Below are 23,839 nucleotides of genomic sequence, written 5' to 3'. Positions count from 1 at the left end.
CTTGATTTAAATTTTGATTATTTAGACTTTTTGATTTATATTTTAATTAAGCAGCATCCCAAAACCCAAAGGAGCGTAACGTATGTACGATGATATGCTGGAGGAAGAACTAAATAAAATTATTGAAACATCGAATAATAACATTCTCATTACCGATCAAGATGGAATCATTTTATATTCCAACCCAAAGCTTTGGGAGATTTATGGTATGAAAAGTGACTCTTATATCGGTACCTCCGTCTATCAATTAGAAAGCGAGGGCCTTCTTGCACCTTCCATCAATGCGATTGTTTTAAAGGAAAAGAAAGCGAAACGCATAATGCAAGAAACAAAAACGGGTCATGTTGTCATGTCGACTGGCTATCCCATTTTTAATAAGGAAGGGCACCTCGTTAGGGTAATCAGCTATGGTCAGGATCAAACCGAGATCCTGCAATTGCAGGATCAATTTGAACAATTACAACGAAAAGTTAAAGGCTATCAAACGGAAGTCGAGGATTTAAGAGAAAAAGAACTGGATAACCATTATCTGATTGCCAGAAGTAATGAAACGAAGCATATTTTAAAAACGATCCATAATGTTTCAAAAACCGATGCCACGATTCTCTTATTAGGACCTTCCGGCGTAGGGAAAAGCACTTTTGCCCGTGCTGTTCATGACCAAAGCAACCGAAAAAAAGAACCCTTTATCGAAGTGAATTGCAGCACCATACCTGAAAGTTTGTTTGAATCAGAAATATTCGGCTATGAGCCGGGATCATTTACAGGGGCAAATAAGCAAGGGAGGCAAGGCCTGATCGAGCAGGCTGACAGCGGTACTCTTTTCTTGGATGAAATTGGGGAACTCCCACTTGCCATGCAAGCTAAATTACTGAATGTACTACAGGAGAAAAAGATAAAGCGCATCGGTGGAAAAAAAGAAAACCATATTAACTTCCGCCTAGTTGCAGCGACTAATCAAGATTTGAAGGAGATGGTAAGTCAAGGTAAGTTTAGATTGGACTTATTTTATCGTTTGAATGTGATTCCCATCCAAATTCCGGCATTGCATGAACGTAAAGAAGATATCCCTCTCCTAATTCAGCATTACTTAGAAAAAACCAATGATAAATACCAGAAATACAAAAAAATCCATCCATCGACATATGAAGTTTTAACCCATTACCATTGGCCCGGAAATATACGGGAATTAGAAAACTTAATTGAACGGTTAATCCTGACCATCGAAGAGCCAATTATATTTCCCGAACACCTTCCGCAATCCATCACAGGGCAAATTGAACAGCCTGAAGACTCCAACTTCCTTGCAATCGAACAGGATTGTGAAGAGAATTTCGATTTAAAAAAGACACTGGAAAAGGTTGAAAGGCAACTAATTGCAAAAGCATGGAAAAAATGTAAAACCACATACGAAATGGCAGAACATTTAGGCGTCAGCCAGCCAACAGTCATCTATAAATTAAAGAAATACAAACAGTATTTGTAATCTGGATTGAAATCCCCCGTAATCCATGAATGGTCCTTGGCCTTTAGCCATAGATGCTGTTCAAGCTAAGGGCGCTTTTTAATATTTGCCGGCAATTCGAAGTGAAACGTATGAAGATTATCGGCCATTATTTCATATAAAGGCCATCAAAAAAATCCACATTCAAGTTGAATGGGATTCACAATATCACGTTTCCATATTTTAATGTTACAGCTTTTTAATTCAAACGGATGATCTCCGTGAAGCTCCTGCAGATCTCCACCTAGGCACTAAACCAAATAGCTTTAGGGATATTATATCCCCTGCTGATAAATGTACAATTTCATCATTGAAAAACCCTCTTAGTATGTTTGGCAAACTCCCCTAATGTGGTTTTTTCACATCTTTGGTCGAAATGTAAATAGGCTCCCATAAAAGGAAGCCATTCATTTACTTACCTAACAATCTTACCAAACATTTTTATGAATTCAAGCTTTTTTCCAATTTGGAACCGCAAGATTCGCGGATGATCAACTCATCTTCCAGAACGAATTTTTTCTTTTCTATGGTTCCGCCTTTCATTAAGGTCAGCAATAAGTTCGTTGCCTTTTTCCCTATTTCGTACTTAGGCTGGTCAATTGTCGTCATATGCGGATTAAAAATCGATGCTATTTTCAAATTATCAAAACCTACGACAGCAATATCCTCGGGAACGCTCAAGCCATGATCCTGGATTGCCTTTACAGCTCCCAGCGCCATTTCATCATTAAAAACGAACACTGCTTCAGGCTTGTTTTCAAGCGATAATAATTTAACCATCTGGTCATAACCTGAGTCAATGCCATAATCCCCTTCCTGGATGTATTCCGGGTTTACTTTCAAGTGATGCTTCTTCATTGCCTGCTGGAACCCCCCTAGGCGATCCCGGCTAAGAATGATGTTCATAGGCGCTGTTATATGGGCAATCCGTCTATAACCAAGCTTGATTAAATGTTCCGTTACTTTTCTGGCACTGCTTACATTGTCGATCGAAACAGTTGGAATGTCCAGTCCGTCCACGTATTCACATGCCAATACAATCGGAAATTGATTTGATAGTTTTTCCAGGCTTTCCCTATTCATTCTAGCAGTAAGGAGTAACGCTCCATCTGCCTGCTTTTTGTATAGCAAATCGATATATTCCTTTTCCCGTTCAATGTCGTTCTCCGTATCTCCCAATATAACCTGATAGCCATTTTCTACAGCTGTATGCTCAATGCCCCGAAGCACTTCGGAAAAAAAGGGCCTTGTTATATCCGGAACGACGACGAGAATGATCTTTGTCTCTTTCGTCCTGAACTGACTGGCAATCATGTGAGGCTTGTAATTCATCTCTTCAATCACCTGCATCACCTTTTGTTTAGTATCCTCGCTGACTAAATCCGGCTGTCTGAGCACTCTTGAAACGGTTGCAGGAGATACGTTTGCCAATTTCGCCACATCGCTCATTTTCATACTATTATCTCCACCTGCCAATTTCTTTTTTTTATTTTCATTAAGTCCATTATAAAGTAATTTAGACTTCATGTTAAAACATCGAATTCTCTAGGCAACGTTTCTTTCAAAACATTCATGGATTTTTTCACGCCCGTTAGTGGTTCCATTGTCAAATCTTCCATTTCGAGAACGATGGGCCCTTCATAACCTATCATTTTAACGATAGTAAAAAACTCCTTCCACCAGTCACTGTCGTGTCCATAACCGAGTGCAACATAATTCCATGATCTATCTGCATATTGGTTCATCGGTTTCACATCAATCAATCCCTGGACATCATATATCCCTCTTTCTAAGCGAACATCTTTTGCATGAATATGATAAACAGCGCTTCCTAAATTCCTTAATGCTGCGATGGGGTCACCGCCCATCCAAAATAAATGACTCGGATCAAAATTCATTCCGACCGTATCACCGACTTCATGCCTCAATTTAAAGAGTGTTTCAGGATTGTAAACTAAATTGCAGCCTAGATTTTCGATGGCAACCTTTCTAACCCCGTTTTGTTTTGCCGTTGTCACAGCTTTTTCCCAATAAGGGAATGCCACTTCATTCCACTGCCAATCAAGCATCTCAAAGTGTGAGGGCAAAATGGGATGTGTCAGCCAATTTGGCGTCCTATCACTTGGTCCGCCGCCAGGACACCCCGACATCATGACCACCGTTTCAACACCTAAAAGCCCAGCTAGCTGAAAGGTCTTATTAACAACGGCTTTATGCATAGCTCCTTCATCTGATGGATCAAGCTGATTGCCAGAACAATTCAACGCTGCAATGCTAATCCCCCTTACATTCAATTCATTTAAAAATTGCTTTCGTTTTGCCGCATTGCCAAGAAGTCCATCGAGATCGAGATGTGGAGCCTTCGACCAATTCCCGCATCCTAGCTCCAGTGTCTCTATTCCCTGATCCACACACGTATCCAGCATCTCTTCAAATGGCATGTAACCTAAAATATCAGTAACTAAACCAACCTTCATAAGTGCTCCTCCTCTATTAAACTAGCATCGCTTTCACATCGCTTAGTTCAATTTCAAATTATGTTTTATTGCTTTCCTTTCAAGGTGACTCCATACAATCATAAATAATAAAGCGGTTAAACCTAATGACCCCGCGAAATAAAATCCTGAAGAAATACCTAAATGAGAGATCAATATTCCTGCAATGAAAGGTCCAGCGAACATACCAATCGCGTAGATTGCTTGATACGCCCCCATGGCCGTTGCCCTTTTTTCAAGGGAAATCGCCTCTACCGCCATTCCTAAAAACAAGGGAAAAAGAGTGCCTAATGAGAAGCCATTCAATCCTTGAATCAGAAAAAGCAGCTCTTTTGTTTCTGCTAATGGCGTACATGCTGTAAAAATGGCCGTTAGAGCAAAAGCTAGTTTCAGTAACTTCCATTGTCCGAATAATGGTACGAATAATTTCCCGCTAAGCATTGTGGCAATAGCATGAGGAATCATGAATGAAAAGATGACCATGCTGATCTCATCAGTCTGGAGACCAAGCTTTAAAGCAAATGTCGGGGTGAACCCGAACATTGTCGAGAAGATGATGCCATGTGCGAGAATGGATAGAAATGATACTTTTAAAAGCCCTGGTTCAAGCATGACTGATAACAGTTCTTTCAATTGAATGGGCTCTTTCTGAAAATCCTCGTTTGATTCGTAAATAAAAAGCGAAAGGACGATACCAACGAAACCGATGATCCCGCCTCCCCAAAAAGGTGCGTGCCATCCCCATTGATCGACAATGTACCCGCTGACCACCATTCCAATCAGCTGTGCCAGAACCACAGCTAACGAGATACTTCCCATCGCTCGGTGAAGATCACGTTCTGAAAAATAGCTGGAAAATAAAATGGTGAAGGCTACCCAGGTGGCGGCGGCAATTCCAGCTAACGAGCGGGCCAAAAGGATCCAGCCTAAACTATCGGCCCATGCAAATGTCACGCAGCTCAATGTACTTACGACCATTCCAAATATAATAAAAGGTTTTCTTACTTTTATTAGGTCGGATAGGATTCCGAACGGAAGCCTGAAGAGAAATTGCATTAGCCCATAACTGCCTAATACCATGCCGATAAATGTATAATCCCCTCCAATCGTCTCAAGGTAAGGAGACAAAATGGGAATATAAATGAAATTAGAAAACCAAAAAATAAATGAGAGCACTAAAAATAAAAATCTATTACGTGCGTTATGTAACAAAGTCATTGCAACACTTCCCCTAACCAGCGAACTATCTTTCAGCAATGGCATCTCATGAAAAAAAGTGAATGTACAAAAAGGTGCCCGCAGCGTAATCGGGAACACCTTTTCATTCTTAAGCCTTTCCACTTGTATTGAACTCTGCCATTTTTCTCTTCACGACGGAGATGATAGCTTCTTTCGCTGGTGTGATAATGGCGCGCGGCTCATATACTTTTCCTTCAACGGCCAATACTTCCCGAATGGTTTTTGCCCACACTTGTATGCTTTCGGTATTAACATTTATTTTGGCGTGTCCAAGTTCAATTGCTTTTTTAATTTGGTGCAACGGAATACCTGAGCCTCCATGTAAGACAAGAGGTACATTAGTCATGTTCGAAATTAATTCCATTTCCTCAAAACCGAGTTTAGGTTCTCCTTGATACGGGCCATGAACGGAACCCAAAGCAGCAGCTAGTGCATCAATTTCTGTTTCTTTTACAATCCGCGTGCATTCATGGGGATCTGCATATTGAATACCGCCAACGAGTCCATCTTCCGTCCCACCGACTGTCCCCACTTCCGCCTCAACGGAAACGCCGTTCTTTTTGGCATAGTCGACAACCATTTTGGTTATTTCAATATTTACATCTATTGGATGATGGGAGCCATCGATCATGACCGATGTAAAACCCGCATCAATCGCTTTTCTGCATCGTTCCACATCCATTCCATGATCAAGATGAAGGGCAACAGGAACCGTAATGTCCATTTCTTCCATAAGGCTTTTTACCATGGCCGCAATCGTTTTAAATCCGCCAAGATAATCAACAAGTCTGTCCGATGCCGCAAGTATGATCGGCGCTCGTTCCTCATTGGCAGCTTGTAAAAACGACTGGGCGAATGCCAAACCATTAATATTATATTGACCCACAGCATACCTTTCTGCTTTTGCTTTTAAAAGCATCTCACTCATTGCTACTAAAGGCATTATTCCATCACCCCCTTATTCCCGAGTTTATTTAGATCCACTCATACATTCTGTAGTGCAAAGTATTTCGAAATGACTTGAATTGTCGTTTCTTTTGCAGTCTTAATGGCTTCTTCAGCATCGAGTTCATAATATTCTGGACGGAACAATTCCACTGAGGCGACGTCAGAATAACCAATTCCCTTCAAGATGGATAATATGCTATCTAAATCTATGGCACCATGTCCAGGCCATACCCGGTCTTCATCCGTCAAAAAGCCAATCGGAAAATCCTCTGTATCATCAATGTGTAAAATGAAGATTTTCTGCCCATCCGCTTTCTTCAAGTCTTCCAAACTGGAACCCATGGCATGGAAGTGAAAACAGTCCAGCACCAAACCAACATTATCACGGTTGACTGTTTCAACGATATCGTATGCCTGACCGAATGTATTCACAGTACATTGCGGATGCCCGACAAATTCTACTGCAATTTTAACGCCAAACGGTTCAGCGATCTCGGAAAGTTCAGCCAATACTTCCACACAGCTGTTTTTAATATCTTCTTTCAATATTTTCGCTTCCGTTACAAGCGGAACCGCCACCACATATTTCACACCCAATTTCTCCGCCATGTTCATCATATTCTTAAATTCGGCTATTATCGCCTTACGGCCGTCTTCATCGCGATTATTAAAGAATACGAGCGCGTTGAAGGCCAGTGGCTTAATATGATTTGCATTAAAAAATTCGGCCAGTTCTTCAATTGTGTGTTTTTCCAAGTACTCAGGCAATTTATCCATGGTACGGATTTCGATATAATCGTAACCGTGTTTTTCACAGTGTTTGAGATCTTTGACCAAGTTGGAATTTTCAAGTGTGGTCGCTTGGTTGAAACAAAGTTTCATTCTGTCAGCCTCCAATTCTTTCTGCTAAACCCAATCCGTCTCTCATTTTTTGAAGCATAAGCTTACTTGACCAGTCTGCTTTGTCGATCCAAGCAAATACTGCATTTGTCGCGATGCCGTCAAAATTCATTTCTTTCAGTTTTTTGAAGATCGTATCAAAGTCAACTTCGGCTTCGCCGATGTTCAAATGCTGATGGACGGTTGCCTCGACACCTGGAGGATTGACGATATAACGGAGTCCGTTGGACGCTTTATGATTGAATGTATCAGCAAACAAGACATGTTGCAGGCGATCCCCGGCAGAATCGAACATAGGGGCAATATCGCCTTTGCCATCATCATAGAAAAATGTATGTGCTGTTGAATATACAAGGTTGATCCATGGGCGATCAAGGGCACGGATCATATCCATAGCTCCCTCATGCGTTTCGATGAAATCGAATGGGTGTGCCTGCAAATTAAGTTTAACGCCTTCCCTTTCAAATACCGGAAGGAGTTCATCCATTGATTTAATGAATTTTTCTTCACAGATAACTTCATTGAATTTAGATCCGTTAAATTCACTATTCATCAAATCAACATCCAATTCCACTGCCACTTCAATGGCGCGTTTCCAATTACGGACTGCGGCCTGGCGCCGTTCCTCATCAGGACCGGCCCAGTAGTAAAGCGGAAGCAAGGAGGATATCTTCACACCTGCGTCGTTGCACCAGCGTTTCAAATTTTTAATCTGTTCCTTATCCACTTTAGGATATTTATAGAATGGACAAAAATCTTCCCTCGGTGACAGTTCGATATATTCATAGCCTAGTTCAGCTGTTTTATCGACCATTTCTTTTAATGATAAATTGGCATACATCGTAGGATCCAAAGCTAGTTTCATTGGTCTTTCCCCCTATAATTTATTTTTCCGTTTCAATGCATAATTACGTTCACTGTACAGTGTTTTTTCCGGTATAAAAAACGGGCTTCTCTTCAAGGTCAACGGATTCTTTCTGTCCGGACTCCTGTGCTTTTACACAAGCATCAGCTGTTACAGCAGCAATGTATCCATCCCATGAAGTCGGACCATTCGGCTGACCTGTCTTTATAATGGACTCTATGAAATCCTGTAATTCTATGTCATATGCATCCATAAAACGATCCTTCCAATCTACCAAGATATCCGTGCTCCGTTTAGCGCCTTTCCTTGTTACGATGCTCGCTGGTTCAGGGAGATATGCAACACCGTCCTCACCAATGACTTCACATTGGATATCATATCCATATTTACAATTCACGAATACTTCAGATTGGATGACAATCCCACTCTTCGTTTCCATTATGATAAGTTGGGGATCTTTTAAGTTAGCATGCGCGCGGCTTGCTTTCTTCGGGTAAATGACTTGAACTGATTTGTAATCATCGCTGATTAACCAATGCAATACATCAATCTCATGAATCAATGTATCAACGACCGCCATTTCCGTCGTATATGTTTCATCCACTTCTGGATTGCGGTGTACACAGCGGACCATAAGCGGCTCGCCAATTTCATTTCTATCAATGGCTTGTTTCAGTTGTACGTAACCGCTATCATAACGTCGCATAAAACCAACCTGCACCAAACGCTTCCCGTGTTTCATTTCCGCTTCTGCAATTCTCCTGCAGCCTTCCGCCGTTGTCGCCAGTGGCTTTTCACAGAACACATATTTACCAGCCTCAATCGCATTCAATACATTTTGCTCATGTGCTGGCCCCCAACTCGTAACAAGCACTGCATCGACATTTTCCGAGTTTACCAGTGATTTGTCATCCGGATATACAAGTGCCTCAAGTCCATATTGTTTTACGACCTGCCTTGCCGCCTCTTCATTCACATCGGTTACAGCCACAATTTTCCCTCCGGATAATTTGTCTGTGATTCTTTTAATATGCTCCCGGCCGATGGCACCCGTTCCTATTACACCAAAATTTAATGTCATGATCATTTTCCTCCTTTTATGCATATCTGGTTTATTACTCTATAACTCTTAAATTATTTTTGTCATTTCCTTTGCAGGTTCTTTTCCATGATTGCGGAAGTTCTGTTCAAGCTGTTCAAGTGTAAGTCCTCTCGTTTCAGGTAAACATTTTTTCACAAAGGTGATAGCCATGATGCCAAAAGCGAAAAAGATATAAAATGTGGTAGACAATCCGACTTTATCTAGTAAAACCGGGAATGTTAAGCCGATTAGAAAGTTCACGACCCAAAGGAAAAATACGGTGACACCCATACCGAGCCCACGAACTTGAAGCGGGAAGATCTCTGAAAGCATCAACCAGGTAACCGGTGAAATGGCCCCCTGCTGAAAGGCAAGGAAAGTGACAGTCAAGGACAAAATGATATAGGGAAGGGCAGCCGTCCCTTCAAGAAGGGACGATAAGACGCCAATCAATAGCAATGTGGTCGTAGTACCTATCAAACCGGTTAAGAGCATTGGACGGCGCCCGATTTTACCAAGCAGCCAAATACCTAAAAATGTTGCCAAAACGGAAATGATACCGTTTGCAATATTCCCTATCAAAGCAGCTTTTGTCTCAAACCCTGCATCTTTTAAAATTTGGGTACCATAGTACATGATGGAATTAACGCCCGTTATTTGCTGAACGATGGCAATCCCGATTCCAAGAAAGACGATTCTCCGTATCCATGGGACGGTCAAATCCTTATATGTCGCTTTTTTAACATGGTTTTCCTCATCGAATGTCGCTTTGATTCCCTGAAATTCCGATTCTGCCTCATCCATTTTACGTATTCTTTTCAAAACCTTCAGAGCCTCTTCACTTTTGTTCTTGGACACAAGCCACCTTGGACTTTCAGGCAACCTGATCATGCCAAAGAAAAGAAGTATGGCTGGAAGTGAGGCTATTGCCAGCATGTAACGCCAAACATGTGAACTGTCACCCATCGTTGTCCCAAGAATGGCATTGAAGATGAATGCAAGCAGCTGTCCGCTAACAATCATTAATTCATTTTGGGTGACGATCCGGCCGCGTCGTTCAGCTGGAGACATTTCCGCCAAATAAGTAGGAACGGTTACTGACGCACCGCCTACCGCAATGCCGAGTAGAAAACGGCAGGCAATCATGACCGTAACACTCGGTGCAAACGTACATCCAACAGTTGAAAAGAAAAAAAGTACCGAAAGAAAAAGAATGTTTTTTCGGCGGCCCGCATAATCAGAAAGCCTGCCTCCCAGAAAAGCTCCAAGTGCCGCGCCTAAAAGAAGTGAACTGGCAACAAGTCCTTGCGTAAGTGAATTGAGGTTAAGTTGATCCGCTTCGGACATGAAGGGCAAGGCACCATTAATGACACCTGTATCATATCCGAACAAAAGACCGCCTAACGTCGAGATAATAATAATCTTGCGTAAGAATGCCATTTGATTTCCATCATTATTCAAATTAATCACTTCTTTCCCGTTTTTAATCTTGAACTAGGAGCAGCCTTTCATTTATATACTTGCGAGCGATTAATGCGTATTCCAATGGATGGGCAACGGACGGATCTTGTTCCGCCTCTACTACAATCCAGCCTTTATAATGATTTTCCAGTAATGTATGGTAAGCTTCTACAAAGTCAATGCAGCCGTCACCAGGCACCGTGAACATGCCGGCTAAAAAAGATTCTTGAAATGATTTTCCAACTTTTCTGCACTGCTCCAGCACGCTATGCCTCACATCCTTGAAATGAACGTGCCCAATGCGGTTGATATGCTTTTGCAGAAGGGACATGCAATCGTTATCCGATACATAAATATGTCCAGTATCATATAACAGTTGCACTTTCTTTTCGGTATTTTCCATAAGGCGGTCAATTTCACTCAGTGTCTGGACGCCCGTCCCCATGTGGTGGTGATACACCAGTTTTAAGTTGTAAAGTCCTGCAATATCCCCTAACCGATTCAGGCCCGTACACAATATTCCCCATTCTTCTTCAGTAAAGCGGGGCTTTTCCTTAAATACATCGTACCTTTCGCCTTGGATACTGTAAGTCTGTTCGGATACTACCGCTACATCTCCACCGACAGCCTGTAAATATTTGCAGTGTTCATGGAAATCCTGTTCTGCTTTGTCGATGCCATCACGGATGATGAAACTGCTGAACCACTGACCGGCTATTTTTAATTTCCGAAGCTTCAGCTCTTTATTCAGGACCTCCGGTTCCGGGAAGAAACCTCCTACTTCGGTCCCCTGAAATCCCGCCACGACAATATCGCTTAAAAGGTGGGATAAGGTGTTTTCAGCTCCGATTTCCGGTATGTCATCATTACGCCAGCCAATTGGGGCAATCCCCCACGAAATCTCCTGCATTTTCCGACTTCCCCCTTTTAATATTGCTTGGCCATTTTTAATTTTTCTTGTCTCGCTTCATATGCCCTTTGTATACTTTTCCGTTCAGAGACCTCTGCCACGCCAACATTCCACCAGGAGTCATACCCATCCGTCATCGTTTTCGGCAGAACCTTCATTTCTATTAATGTAGATGCCGACTGTTTCTTTGCATCCTCCAATGCAGCTTTCAGCTCATCGACAGTATTGGCCCGATAAGTTTTGGCTCCATACCCTTCGGCTACTTTTGCGTAATCAATATTCATGATTTGGTTATCATGTGTTCTGAACTCACAGCAATATGTTCCGCTGCCATTCTCCATTTGCAGATTATTGATGCAGCCAAATCCAGAATTATCAAACAATAAAATGTTGATTTTATGATTATATTGAATGGCTGTAATCAATTCCGAATGGAGCATCAGAAAACTGCCATCCCCTACCATTGCATAGACTTCCCGGTCTGGATGGGCAAGCTTAGCTCCTAAAGTTCCTGCAATTTCGTACCCCATGCAGGAGAATCCATATTCAAGATGGTACGTATTTGGCACGCTTGAATGCCAGAGGCGCTGCAAGTCACCCGGAAGTGATCCGGCTGAACCGACCACCACACTTTCCTGATCGACCGTATCGTTTATTGCGATCATCGCAGTGGATTGTGCCAATTCAGTTTTTAATGCATCCGAGTATTCATTCAAGACTTGCTGTGAAAACTGGCTTTTGATTTCAGGCATGAAATTTTCACGGCTGAAAGTGACTTGACTTAAACGGGTCCGTTCGGAAAGCCACTCCTCCTTCCAATCTCCAAGCATCTCCCCATATTCGGTTTCATAGCCTACTAGTAACGCTTCAAGGTTCTCAAGCGCCACTTTTGCATCAGCGACGACCTGAAATCCATCTAATTTATAGGTTTGAAGGCGGCTGACGTTAATGTTCAAGAACTTTGTCCTTTCAAAATCAAATGCAGTTTTGGAAGACGTCGTAAAGTCCGTATAGCGGGTCCCGACACCAATTACGAGATCTGCCTGGCGGGCAGCCTTATTGGCAGCCATCGTACCGAGAATGCCGACACCGCCCAAATTCTTAGGAAAAGATGATTCCACCGTCGATTTACCTGCCTGTGTTTCCACAAGTGGAATGTTATGCTTTTCTGCCAGCTTCATCAAAATATCCCGAGCCCCGGAATATCTTGCTCCGCCACCGACGATGATGATCGGCTTCTTACTTGCTCTAATTCTCTCGGCAGCTCCTTGCAGTTCACGTTCTACCGGAACTTTCCGATCTAAATAATGGACGCGTTTTTCAAAAAAATGTTCATCGAAATCGAATGCTTCCCCTTCTACGTCCTGTGAGATGCATATCGTCGCTGGCCCGGCTTTCCCGGGATCGGTCATGACCTCGAAGGCCCGGATCAGACTGGACATGAGCTGCTCAGGGCGAGTGACACGATCCCAATATCTTGATACTGCCAGAAAAGCGTCATTAGTTGTGATCGCCGTACTATGCTCATGCTCAAGTTGCTGAAGAACCGGATCCGGCTGACGTGTCGCAAATGTATCAGCAGGAAGTAAGAGGACAGGAATATTGTTGGCGAGTGCCGTCCCCGCTGCCGCTATCAAGTTTGCCGAGCCTGGCCCGGCAGATGTAGTGACGGCATAAATTTTCCTTCTTAGCATTTCCCGGCTGTAGGCGATTGCAGCGTGTGCCATCCCTTGCTCATTCTTTCCTTGAATCACTTTCAAGTGGCCAGCGTCCTGTTCGAGTGCCTGACCGATACCAACTACATTCCCATGGCCGAATACATTAAATATCCCTTCTACAAACGGAGACTCTTCACCATCAACATGAATGTACTGCTGATTTAAAAACTTGATCAAAGCCTGGGCTGTAGTCAACCTCACTGTTCCCATCTTCTGTTCACCCCTCTATGTAGATAAATTCCTTACACGCGTTCGGCAATCAAATCCTCTATTTCTTCTGCAACAGGCATCGCCTCAGATGAACTGTGCTTGCTTACAACTATGGAAGCGGAAGCACTGCCAAACTTCAAAGCGCTTTCAATCCCTTTGCCACAAACTAACGCATATAAGAAAGCGGAAGCATATGAATCCCCTGCGCCGAATGTTTTCAATACTTTCGTCTTATAGGACTTCGCTTTAAATACTTCTCCTGATTTGGCATAGGCATATGAACCCTCGACGCCGTGTTTGATGACGACCAGGTCTGCGGAATGTTCAAACAAGTAACGGACGGTCCTTTCATTCGTACCTTTTTCGGTATTTTCCATTACATCATATTCATCACGTGTGCCAATCAAAATGTCTGATTGCTCTGCGACTAACGAATAGTAAACGGAGGTTTCTTCAATGGAATTCCATGTATAGGGACGGTAATCCAATTCAAATATGACTTTTACATCATTTCTTTTCGCAAGGCTGACTGCTTTTAAAACCGCCTCACGTGATGGACTTTTTGCTAAAGCCGTTCCTGAAACCAATAGAATCTTTGATTTTTTGATATATTCTTCATGCACTTCCGAAGGTGCTAAATGAAGGTCGGCTACATCATCCCGATACATCAGGATACTGCATTCTTCAGGACTTTTAATTTCCGTGAAGGCCAGTCCCGTTTTATGCCCTTCTTGATCGATTACCATATTCGATGTATCAACACCTGCCCCACGCATATAACTCTCGATGAAACGGCCGTGCTGATCATCCGCAAGCTTACCGATGAATCCGACTTTCAAGCCTAATTTTGCACTTCCGATGGCAACATTGGCAGGTGAACCGCCCACGTATTTTGTGAATGTCATGGTCTCTTCCATCGGACGGTTATATTCATTGGCATTCAAGTCGATGCAGGCACGGCCAATGGCAATCAAGTCAAATTCCTTATCGATATTAAATGTATAGTTCATCCGGTTAACAGCTCCTTTTCCTTTAACGATTCAGGATCCACTCGTGATCGGGATCATTGAAAAATTTCCATGTCCTTGTCGGACCGGCCATAACATTCAAATAATAGGATTCATAACCGTCAGGTACGCCTACCGGATGATAACCGGCCGGTACAAGTACGACATCGCCGTTTTCAACCGACATGGTCTCATCAATCGAACGGTCATCTGTATATACTCGCTGAAAAACGAATCCTTGAGGCGGGTTCATTTCATGATAATAGGACTCTTCCAATAACGACTCATTTGGTAAGTTATCCTGATCATGTTTATGCGGAGGATAGCTCGACCAGTTTCCGCTTTCTGTATATACTTCAACCACCAGAAGGCTATTCGCATACGGAGCTGAATCCGGTAATATATTATGCACCATCCGCTTATTGCTCAAAATGCCCCTATGTTCCACGTCAACATCCCCCGCTTTAATCCATTTAGTCGGAAGTTGCTTATCAGAAGGCGAATAACACAGCGCCACTCTGGCCTTGGTTATCGCTTCCAATTTGAAGCCTCTATCATTTGACACGTAAATGCTATCAGTCGGCACTTTATCAAATACACTATCGCGTGTGCCTAAATCATGGTATACATTTTCGCCAACAGCCACATTGATTTTTCCCGTAAGAGCGACAATGCAGCATTCCGTTTTATTCAACAATTCCGTATACTCAGCACAAGGAGCCAACTCCACTATTTTGAATTCAACAAATTCTAAAGGAGAATTTCCTTTCGTTACTGCTTGAACGACTGTAACACCTTCAGCGACCTCTTTTTTTACCGGTTTTTGAAGCAGTTTACTCATATGTACCTCCTTAGTTTTCAAAAAATCCGGCCCGTATCCAAACGGGCCATCTTGCAAGGCTTTTTCGTTTCACTTATTTCACGTAGCGTGCAGTCACCATTTTTTTACGTGTATAGAACTCCACACCGTCGGTTCCATTTGCATGAAGATCACCATAGAATGAATCTTTATATCCAGAGAATGGGAAGAATGCCATCGGTGCAGGAACACCCACGTTAATGCCCAACATCCCGGCATGTATCGTTTCACGGAATTGGCGTACATCAGCAGCACTGTCCGTATAAAGGCAAGCCCCGTTAGCCAGTGCTGAAGCATTGGCTATCTCAACGGCTTCCGTTAAATCTTTGGCACGGACAACGGAGAGCACTGGTGCAAAAATTTCATCTTGCCAGATTTTCATTTCCTGTGTCACATGATCAAAAATCGTAGCCCCTAGGTAATATCCATTACCGCTTGCTGCCTCATCTTTACGGCCATCGCGTACTAGGGTCGCGCCCTGAGCTATACCTGATTCGATGTAATCAATAGTCTTCTTCTTAGCTCCTTCCCGGATCACAGGTCCTAGAAAAACGCCGTCATCCAGACCATTCCCGATCGTAATGGCATCAGCTGCCTGTTTCAATTTTTCAACTAACTCGTCCGCTATACTTTCTTCTACGACAACAACCGCAGCGGCCATGCAACGCTCACCGGCCGACCCAAAAGCCGCACTTGTTATTTCCTTGGCCGTCATATCAAGATTGGCATCTTTCAAGACAATCGAGTGATTCTTCGCTCCCGCAAGAGCTTGGACGCGCTTCAAGTTAGCCGTGCCTGTTTTATACACATATTCTGCCACTGGCTGTGAACCGACAAAGGAGATAGCTTTCACATCTTCATGCTCCAGAAGACCATTAACCACGTCATGTGCTCCATTAACGATGTTCAGTACTCCTTTAGGAAGACCTGCTTCCTCAAACAGTTCCACAATGCGTGCTGCAAGCAATGGTGTACGTTCAGATGGCTTTAACACAAATGTATTGCCACATGCGATTGCAAGCGGGAACATCCAGCAAGGAACCATCATTGGAAAGTTAAATGGGGTGATGCCGCCGATTACACCGATTGGGTAACGGTACATACCCGATTCAATGTTTGTCGCGATATCCGGAAGCTGCTTGCCCATCATCAGCGTAGGTGCCCCCGCCGCAAACTCGACACACTCGATGCCCCGCTGTACTTCACCCATCGATTCCGATAGGCTTTTACCATTTTCGATAGTGACCAGCTTAGCAAGTTCTTCCCAATTTTCCACAAGGAGCTGTTGATATTTGAACAATATTCGAGCCCGTTTCGGGACAGCGACCTGCGACCACTTTTTAAAAGCCTCATCCGCCACTTCAACCGCACGATTCACATCTTCCCTAGTTGAAAGTGGCACCTCGGCAATTGCCTCACCAGTTGCAGGGTTGAATACAATTTCCGTTTCCTTTGAAGTGGACTCAATCCACTTACCATTTATATAGTTTTTTAATTTTTTCACCTCATGTGTTACTGAAGACATGTTTTTTCCTCCTTAAAATAAAGTATTTTGTTAGATCATCAAGCCAGTATAACCATCGCCGTCAATGAAATCGATTTCATTTGACTATGGAAGAAATCCTTCCATGTTTTTTTAGGATTTATCAATAAATTTTCTAGCTCAATCCTAATATTCAAGAATATATTCTGCGAATGAAATCGATTTCATTTATTATTAGGGTCTACCTTAAGAAAAAGTAAGGACCAAACCACTCCCCCTTAATTTATAGCCTGTACATAACCTTGATTCGGGATGAAATCGATTTCATTTACTTTATAAGGAAATACTACAATGAAAATTTTTCCCTGTAAACACTTTTTTTGTATTTTTTGAAATATTCTCTCTTCTTCATATTTCAAAACATTTATAAATATGGAAATGTGATGAATTATTTAATAAAAAAAACATCTTCAGCGGTTTTAAAAACTGACCAATACTTTATTGATATCGTTAGTGGTATTTTGATATATTAATATTCCTAAACTCAATTGACTTTATCATAGGAATTCCAGCTAACAATAATATCCCTAGTTTTTCATATATGTAAACTTTTCAAACTACCTTCCTGCTCCCCTTTTCTTTACATTTCCATGAATGTCTCCATTTCAATGAAAATAAATGATATTGTACTATATCAACAGACTTAGAATTACATAACCTATCCCGAGATTTCATCAATAAAAAGAGGCACCCATAATGGGAGCCTGAATTTTAGTGAAGGTAAGCTATTATATGTGAACGGTAACCTTTCCGTATCCTTATGCTAACAAGATGTTTGAGAAATGGGATATTCCACCCAGTTACTTATTTGGACGGAATTTAAAACAGGCTAGTTTAAGGTCAGTTATTTCACTGCCTTTTTAATCGCCTTCACTTCATATAATGATCCTTCCGAACTGACGATATATTCAGGCTTTGGTTTCCCTAGGTTTGCTTTATGGCCTGCGATATGGGCTTCACTCTTTTCCCACTGCTTCCAATGCGCCTCGGACTCCCAATTGATCATAATGATGACCTCTTCATCCCCGCGTCGCACTTTTTTCACCATTACACTTAAATCGATGAATCCTTCCTGCTTTTCTATGATCCCTTCCCCGCTGAACCGTTTTACTACTTGTTCTGCATTACCTTCCTTTACCACCATTTTTCTCATCTGAACGAACAATATGAACAACTCCAATCGATATACTTGTATTGAATCATTTTATTCGATAACGATTCTCATTGTCAATTAATGAGACTTTTACTTAAGTGCACTACTTAAGACCCTGATTCCCAAAAACAAAATAAAAAATGGATCAGGAAGTCTTGCATATCTTCCTGATCCATTTTTTATTGTCACTCACCTTTTATCTTTAAGACTTTTGGGAACATAGTCATTCAGTTTGTTAAATAAAGAAGTAATGTAGGAGCTGAGTTCGAATCGATCCTCCTGAACAAATTCAACTAAAGACACTCCATTCTTTTTCATAACTTTTCCCCCTTTAAGTTTTTATCCCGGTGCATGAACTTTTCAGCAACTAATACCTGTGAATCCCGCCATTAGCGCACTTACACTCTTCTCTCCATCGTTTCTTTATTTGATTATACAAGAAAGCGCTTACAATGTAAAATATTATAATTCTATAGATTGCTATTTACTTAGTATGTTCCAGGTAAATGAAGTTTTTTCATCGGCATATTTATGGTTATCAGCTTTGCTGGCTATTCAGTGTACATTCCATATCCTAACTACTTGTCTTGTTCACAGAGAATAAAATTTCAGGAAATGCCCTTCAATATTTCAGTTAAACGTAGGAACTCTTCCTTATCACGATTTCTTAATGAGTCATCGATTTCTTTTTCGATTTGTGCTTTCCGGTAATCACTAAGGGCCTTTTTTAAAACCATTTCAGCCATCTCTTCAGGTTCAAGCGATGTTCCTGGCAATTGCTTCTCCATACGAAACCAACTCCTTAACCTTTTTTCTATTATACTAAATAACTTGGAGATTATTATTATTTATTAAAATCTTATCCTTTCCTCTTTTTCATTTTTCATTTCCTTATCCACATGATTTCCACTTTGCCACTCTTCTATACACAAAATTTCTAAATATTCGGTTTTCTAATCAGTAACATATTTTCTTTTTATCCACTTAGTCATTTTACCCGGGAAGATCGGATCATTTATTTCCATTACTTTAGAATTAATTATATGCCAATACAGGTGAAGGGAGCTAAGTTATTTGCTTCATTTTTTTCAGAAAAGTCAGAAATATATTGACCGGTATGAATAGGCCCTCTAAAATAATCTAAATAATCCAGTTTTTTACTTATATTCATTTACCATCATTTTTGTTCATTTCGGCTTTATTTATCGTTGAAAACAATTTTGATGAAAAACTTTGCATTAAAGGAGCATTTATCATGAAAAAAAGTCGAGTTCTTTTCGCAAGTTTAGCGGGTTCCGTTATTGAGTGGTACGATTTCTATTTATACGGAACAGCAACGGGCCTGGTTTTTACGACGCTATTCTTTCCCAATCATGATCCAGCGATTTCACTTCTTCTCGCCTTTGTCACATTCGGGGCTGGTTATGCAGCCCGTCCAATCGGCAGCATCCTGTTCGGGCATATGGGTGATCGCATCGGACGGAAGGCAGCACTCATGTTCACCCTTATTGGTATGGGAGGGAGTTCAATGCTAATCGGTGTTCTGCCCACTTATGCCCAGGTTGGGTTGGCCGCCCCCGCCATCTTGGTGGTGCTGAGGTTGATTCAAGGAATTTCCTTGGGAGGTGAATGGGGCGGAGCCATCCTATTGGCAACGGAATCTGCTCCTAAAGGTGTTCGTGGGTTATATGGATCCATTCCCCAACTAGGGGTCCCTATCGGCTTGGTTGCCGGCTCGTTCAGCCTAACCCTCATCAGCTCCTTGACAACCGATGCCCAATTTTTATCTTGGGGTTGGCGGATTCCATTCCTTTTAAGCGGTGTACTGATCGGGTTGGCAATTTGGGTAAGGAGTGGCATTGAAGAAACGCCGGAATTTAAAGCGCAGAAAGATAGCGGCGATCTTGCGAAAGTTCCCATTATTGAAACGTTGAAACACGATTGGAGAAGTGTGCTGCAAGTGATCGGACTAAAAATTGGGGACGGCTTCTTCAATGTATTCATCATGTCCTATGTTCTCGTCTTTACTACGCTGTATTTTGGTTATTCCCAAGATTCAGCTCTTACCGGTTTAACGATTGGCTGCGCTACAATGCTGATTACCATTCCTGTCATTGGTTACATTTCAGATTTCATTGATCGAAAAATCATCTATTTTGGGGGCCTGACTCTCCTTTTCGTCTTGGCCATCCCATATTTCACAATGATTGGGCGTGGGGTTGGCTGGTTCTACATGATGCAGGCAGTTGTACTCGGTATCATCTGGGGAGCCATTTTTTCCACACAAGGGACATTATTCTCGGAGCTCTTTCCAGCCAAGGTCCGTTATACTGGATTATCCGTCGGTTATCAGGTCGCGGCAGCCATTGCGGGTTTCGGTCCGCTCATCTGGACCGCCATGGCAGAATCATATGGCCCATCCCCTTTGGTATTTGGCGGATTCATGATGGCAGGTCTCGCGATTTCCCTGGCGCTTTGTATATTATCCCCGCATTTCAGCAGAAAGAAAGAAAAGGATCAAACACTCAAACCACATAAGCTGGATTTGAACTGATTCTAAAATCTCTTGCATGAGTAATAACAGAGGCTGCACGTCTATCACTCGGACAAGCGGCCTCTGTTTTTTTACAATGCAAATACCACCCTATACTTGTTTACTTCCTACAATCTCCAAAAGATCAGTGAGCGTCCTGATTTCATAGGTGGGCTTGATTCCCAGATCATTATCCTTTTGATGGGGATTGTACCAGCATGTATCCATTCCATAATTCAAGCCGCCCTGTATATCTGAAGTCAAGGAGTCACCCACTATCAACGCTTTCGATTTATCTGTGATCTTTAACTTGGAAAATGCATAATCAAAAATCCCTCTATCAGGCTTCTGAAACCCAGCCTCTTGGGAAACTATCAAGGTCTCAAAGGTGTTGCAAAGGGCTGACCCGCCGATCCTTGCTGTCTGCACTGCCGTGAAGCCATTTGTTATAATAGCAAGCCGGCATCCTCCAAGCTTCTCGCAAACCTCTATAGCCCCGGGCAGAAGATGTATTTCCTTTCCCAAATGTCCCAGGTACGCACGGCTGAACGCATCCGCATCCATATCAAGCCCATGCTTCAGGAACAACCGCTTGAACCTTTCCACTCCCAGAATGGTTAAATCTATATGCCCCTGTTCCAAATTCCTCCATAATACCTTACTGATTTCTTGGTAGCATCGCGCATAATCCTCCGCCCCTGTTGGCAAACCGAACTCTAAAAAAGCTTCATGCAGCGCATTCTTTTCCGATATTCCAAAGTCTAGCAAAGTATCATCAACATCAAATAAAATAATTTCGTATTTCATCGCTGCCCCCCATAATCATTTTAGTCCAACTTAACACATTTCCTTTAATTACGTATTAATTATGCAAATTCATGGTAAATACATACTGCAAGCTTGGAAAAATTGCGAGAGCGTAAAGAAGAAATCATTCTCCCCTTACGTACAATTTTTTAAATAAGTTCAATGAAAGGTATCATGAAAATAAAGTCATTTCGGAAGAATGCTTGAACCTATTAATTCATTATTCATGGCCTGGCAATGTACGCCAGCTCGAAAACTTGATTGAACGGTTGGTCTTAATAAGTGACTCCGTTATCCTGATGTCCGACTTGCCTGAAATGATAACCGAGAACGTTGAACAGGTCACACAGATTGATCTCCCCACTTCACTCGATAAAGCACTTGATGAAACGAAACGGATATTGATCAGGAAATCTTACCAAACATATAAATCATCAAGGAAAGTCGAGAAGGACCTCTCTATCAGCCAAACGAAAGCCTCAGCGTTGATCCGGGAGTACTGTGGGGACTTAATGAATAAATAGGTATCATGGAAATGACAATGCTTGTTTAACTTTAAACAAGTCCATTTTCCCCCACCCGACATGCTGGTTATTCGTTGCTAGTGATCATGGTGAATGGTAAACACTTATATTCCAATTCAAATGAGCTCCCATTGTTAATCGCGGCGACTTCTTCTTGTTTAAATTACTTAGCTATTAAATTCAGGTACGAACAGAAAATAAGAGACTTCCCCTTTGCGGGAAAGTCTCTTATTTTTAAGAAGATCCTACTATTTTTTCGCCTCTCGGCTTTGTACTATTTGCATCTGGTTCTTTTGTGATGCCTATTTGATTGAATTTATCATTAATGGACAGTTTGTATGTCAATGATCCTGTGCCGGCTTCATCAGGCTTGAAAGTTCCTGCATTTGTCCGTTTTCCATCTTTCAGTAACCACACCTGATACACCTCGGACTTCTGAAGGCTAGGCAAATTCTGAATCTGAACGATTAACCTTCTTTCTTCACCTTGCTGCAAAATGTATGCAGCACCGTCCGTACTCATATTTACAGCGGTCTTATCAGCAGGCTGCAAAGATAGCGACGTTTTAACCTCCATTGGCAGATTGATAGCTGCAAGTTCTTTTTTCAGTTGAATATTGGAATATAACAGCACAAACGCCAAAACCAGTGCAGCCAGCAAGAGACCTGAAGTGACTGGTGTAAACTGCTTAAAGAAAAAGCTACTCCAATTCTTTTCCCTTCTCACCGGAACTTCATCGTCAGTCTCAAAGACAAAATCCATGACCTCTGATTTCAGGGAAGATGAAGGTTCCATTTCTTCAAAATCCCATTTCAATGAATTCCAGGCTTCTGTCATTTGTTCATACTCCCTAGTGCATTCAGAGCAGTGCATTAAGTGTTCCGTGAATGCCTTTTTTTCTTTTTCTCCCAGTTCACCCGATAAAAATGAAAGCAGGTTAGCGCACTCTGTATTCATTTACAAACCACCTACTTCCAAATGCTTTTTCAACAATTTAAGCGACTGGTGAAGTCTGCTCTTGATGGTACCAACCGGTTCATTTTCAATTTTGGCAATTTCCGTTAACGAGTACCCTTTCCAATACAGTAAATCAATCAGCCTTTTTTGCGGCTTGCTTAACTTATTTTTTGCCTTGGCAATTTCACTGTGCAATAGCCCATTTTCTATATCATTATTAGGATCTTCTACTTCTATTGGATGACTCATGTCCATGTGTTTGTTATTCCGGATATGAACGCTGTCTTTACGGACATAATCCACACACACATTTCGTGTAACGGTCAAAAGCCAGCTGACAAAGTGCCCCTTTTCGGGATTGTAACTGCTTTTTGTGGTCCAGAGCTTTAAAAAGACCAACTGCACAATCTCCTTTGTTTTTTCAGCATTTCCATTTGTGAACTTAAAAATATAACCATAGATTAATTTAATATAGCGGTCATAAAGTTCTTCCAGAGCAGGACGATGCTTTTTCATGACTAATGCCATCAATTCCTTATCAAGTTTTTCTTTCAATCGCACCTGCAACTCCTCACAAGTAAATTTGAAAAAAATGTGTTAACAGGAACGACCATCACTGATCGCCCCTTTTTCTTACTTCGGAAAAATAGTCTTATTATTCACAATATACCAAACATTTTTCACACCTTCACCATTGACATCTCCCGCTGCCTTATCATTCGCAAAATAGTAGAGTGGAAATCCTTTGTACGTCACCTGCTCTTCCCCTGTATCTTCCCTTTGAATGGTTCCAAAGTCATTTTCCTCAAATCCTTTAGGGACAGCAAAATCGCTTTCCATGAACGGCGGCCATTTTTTCAGACAATCACCCATGCAATTGCTTTTTCCTGATTTATCATTCTTGAAATAGTAAAGTGCCATTCCCTTGGAATCAGCCAGGTATTCGCCTAATGGTTCACTTTCCAATAATTTTAGGGTTACCGCTTTTTCATCAGCAGTACCACTAACAGCTTGATCCTTTTCGGGTGAATCCTTCGCTTCATTTCCACATGCCGCCAATACTAAGACCATCATAAAAACTGAAAATACCATCCACTTTTTCATATACTCTCACTCCTCATAAAT

The 23,839-nt window shown here is 41.9% G+C and carries 22 protein-coding genes; 3 read left to right on the top strand and 19 right to left on the bottom strand.

Features of this window, described 5'->3' with window-relative positions; genetic code table 11:
• Positions 1-82 precede the first annotated feature (82 nt).
• On the top strand, positions 83-1,486 hold the full coding sequence (locus tag AC2YHV_RS23210; RefSeq protein WP_369315836.1) for a sigma-54 interaction domain-containing protein: 1,404 nt from the start codon (positions 83-85) through the stop codon (positions 1,484-1,486).
• A gap of 459 nt (positions 1,487-1,945) precedes the next feature.
• Here AC2YHV_RS23210 and AC2YHV_RS23205 read toward each other — a convergent pair whose 3' ends face one another.
• From AC2YHV_RS23205 to AC2YHV_RS23135, 15 genes are all read right to left on the bottom strand, one after another.
• Complete coding sequence (locus AC2YHV_RS23205) at positions 1,946-2,959, bottom strand: LacI family DNA-binding transcriptional regulator (RefSeq protein ID WP_063577847.1); 1,014 nt, start codon at positions 2,957-2,959, stop codon at positions 1,946-1,948.
• Positions 2,960-3,027: 68 nt separating this feature from the next.
• Positions 3,028-3,981 (bottom strand): sugar phosphate isomerase/epimerase family protein, encoded by a 954-nt coding sequence (locus AC2YHV_RS23200; protein ID WP_487374261.1) that lies wholly within the window; start codon positions 3,979-3,981, stop codon positions 3,028-3,030.
• Positions 3,982-4,023: 42 nt separating this feature from the next.
• On the bottom strand, positions 4,024-5,217 hold the full coding sequence (locus tag AC2YHV_RS23195; protein ID WP_063577848.1) for an MFS transporter: 1,194 nt from the start codon (positions 5,215-5,217) through the stop codon (positions 4,024-4,026).
• 109 nt (positions 5,218-5,326) lie between these two features.
• The gene (gene fba / locus AC2YHV_RS23190; protein ID WP_421161735.1) at positions 5,327-6,181 is read right to left on the bottom strand and encodes a class II fructose-1,6-bisphosphate aldolase; all 855 of its coding nucleotides are present in this window, start codon (positions 6,179-6,181) and stop codon (positions 5,327-5,329) included.
• 41 nt (positions 6,182-6,222) lie between these two features.
• A complete protein-coding gene (iolI, locus tag AC2YHV_RS23185; protein WP_063577281.1) occupies positions 6,223-7,068 on the bottom strand; it encodes a 2-keto-myo-inositol isomerase in 846 nt (281 codons plus the stop codon).
• A 4-nt stretch (positions 7,069-7,072) separates the two neighbouring features.
• A complete protein-coding gene (locus AC2YHV_RS23180) occupies positions 7,073-7,951 on the bottom strand; it encodes a sugar phosphate isomerase/epimerase family protein (protein WP_487374260.1) in 879 nt (292 codons plus the stop codon).
• Positions 7,952-8,000: 49 nt separating this feature from the next.
• On the bottom strand, positions 8,001-9,032 hold the full coding sequence (gene iolG, locus AC2YHV_RS23175; protein WP_487374259.1) for a bifunctional inositol 2-dehydrogenase/D-chiro-inositol 1-dehydrogenase: 1,032 nt from the start codon (positions 9,030-9,032) through the stop codon (positions 8,001-8,003).
• A 48-nt stretch (positions 9,033-9,080) separates the two neighbouring features.
• Complete coding sequence (locus AC2YHV_RS23170) at positions 9,081-10,493, bottom strand: sugar porter family MFS transporter (RefSeq protein ID WP_063577283.1); 1,413 nt, start codon at positions 10,491-10,493, stop codon at positions 9,081-9,083.
• A 22-nt stretch (positions 10,494-10,515) separates the two neighbouring features.
• Complete coding sequence (gene iolE / locus AC2YHV_RS23165) at positions 10,516-11,403, bottom strand: myo-inosose-2 dehydratase (RefSeq protein ID WP_487374258.1); 888 nt, start codon at positions 11,401-11,403, stop codon at positions 10,516-10,518.
• A gap of 17 nt (positions 11,404-11,420) precedes the next feature.
• A complete protein-coding gene (gene iolD, locus AC2YHV_RS23160; protein ID WP_063577285.1) occupies positions 11,421-13,331 on the bottom strand; it encodes a 3D-(3,5/4)-trihydroxycyclohexane-1,2-dione acylhydrolase (decyclizing) in 1,911 nt (636 codons plus the stop codon).
• Positions 13,332-13,363: 32 nt separating this feature from the next.
• Positions 13,364-14,341, bottom strand: a complete 978-nt coding sequence (gene iolC / locus AC2YHV_RS23155) for a 5-dehydro-2-deoxygluconokinase (RefSeq protein ID WP_063577286.1) — start codon at positions 14,339-14,341, stop codon at positions 13,364-13,366.
• Between the two features lie 22 nt (positions 14,342-14,363).
• The gene (gene iolB / locus AC2YHV_RS23150; protein ID WP_063577287.1) at positions 14,364-15,179 is read right to left on the bottom strand and encodes a 5-deoxy-glucuronate isomerase; all 816 of its coding nucleotides are present in this window, start codon (positions 15,177-15,179) and stop codon (positions 14,364-14,366) included.
• A 73-nt stretch (positions 15,180-15,252) separates the two neighbouring features.
• Positions 15,253-16,722 carry a CoA-acylating methylmalonate-semialdehyde dehydrogenase gene (locus AC2YHV_RS23145; RefSeq protein WP_063577288.1) on the bottom strand — a complete coding sequence of 490 codons (1,470 nt, stop codon included), beginning with the start codon at positions 16,720-16,722 and terminating at the stop codon, positions 15,253-15,255.
• A gap of 862 nt (positions 16,723-17,584) precedes the next feature.
• Entirely contained in the window at positions 17,585-17,905 is a 321-nt protein-coding gene (locus tag AC2YHV_RS23140) for an antibiotic biosynthesis monooxygenase family protein (protein WP_053533860.1), read from the bottom strand.
• A 596-nt stretch (positions 17,906-18,501) separates the two neighbouring features.
• Positions 18,502-18,681: an IDEAL domain-containing protein gene (locus tag AC2YHV_RS23135; RefSeq protein WP_034315231.1), complete on the bottom strand. Its 180-nt coding sequence runs from the start codon at positions 18,679-18,681 to the stop codon at positions 18,502-18,504.
• Positions 18,682-19,148: 467 nt separating this feature from the next.
• On the opposite strand from AC2YHV_RS23135, the gene AC2YHV_RS23130 reads away from it, so the two are divergent.
• The gene (locus tag AC2YHV_RS23130) at positions 19,149-20,447 is read left to right on the top strand and encodes an MFS transporter (protein ID WP_487374257.1); all 1,299 of its coding nucleotides are present in this window, start codon (positions 19,149-19,151) and stop codon (positions 20,445-20,447) included.
• Positions 20,448-20,537: 90 nt separating this feature from the next.
• Here AC2YHV_RS23130 and AC2YHV_RS23125 read toward each other — a convergent pair whose 3' ends face one another.
• Positions 20,538-21,233: a YjjG family noncanonical pyrimidine nucleotidase gene (locus AC2YHV_RS23125; protein ID WP_098864948.1), complete on the bottom strand. Its 696-nt coding sequence runs from the start codon at positions 21,231-21,233 to the stop codon at positions 20,538-20,540.
• Between the two features lie 188 nt (positions 21,234-21,421).
• Between AC2YHV_RS23125 and AC2YHV_RS23120 the strand changes: the two genes are divergently transcribed.
• The gene (locus AC2YHV_RS23120) at positions 21,422-21,757 is read left to right on the top strand and encodes an AAA-type ATPase lid domain-containing protein (protein ID WP_487374282.1); all 336 of its coding nucleotides are present in this window, start codon (positions 21,422-21,424) and stop codon (positions 21,755-21,757) included.
• Between the two features lie 234 nt (positions 21,758-21,991).
• On the opposite strand, the gene AC2YHV_RS23115 is transcribed toward AC2YHV_RS23120, so the two are convergent.
• The 3 genes from AC2YHV_RS23115 to AC2YHV_RS23105 form a co-directional block, all read right to left on the bottom strand.
• The gene (locus tag AC2YHV_RS23115) at positions 21,992-22,714 is read right to left on the bottom strand and encodes an anti-sigma factor domain-containing protein (protein ID WP_487374256.1); all 723 of its coding nucleotides are present in this window, start codon (positions 22,712-22,714) and stop codon (positions 21,992-21,994) included.
• Positions 22,715-23,269, bottom strand: coding sequence for an RNA polymerase sigma factor (locus tag AC2YHV_RS23110; RefSeq protein ID WP_487374255.1), 555 nt, complete (start codon positions 23,267-23,269; stop codon positions 22,715-22,717).
• A 78-nt stretch (positions 23,270-23,347) separates the two neighbouring features.
• A complete protein-coding gene (locus AC2YHV_RS23105) occupies positions 23,348-23,818 on the bottom strand; it encodes a COG4315 family predicted lipoprotein (protein WP_403187095.1) in 471 nt (156 codons plus the stop codon).
• Between the last annotated feature and the right edge of the window lie 21 nt (positions 23,819-23,839).

The organism is Peribacillus sp. SRI_006 (assembly GCF_057586375.1).
This window is presented reverse-complemented; position numbering and strand designations above follow the sequence as displayed.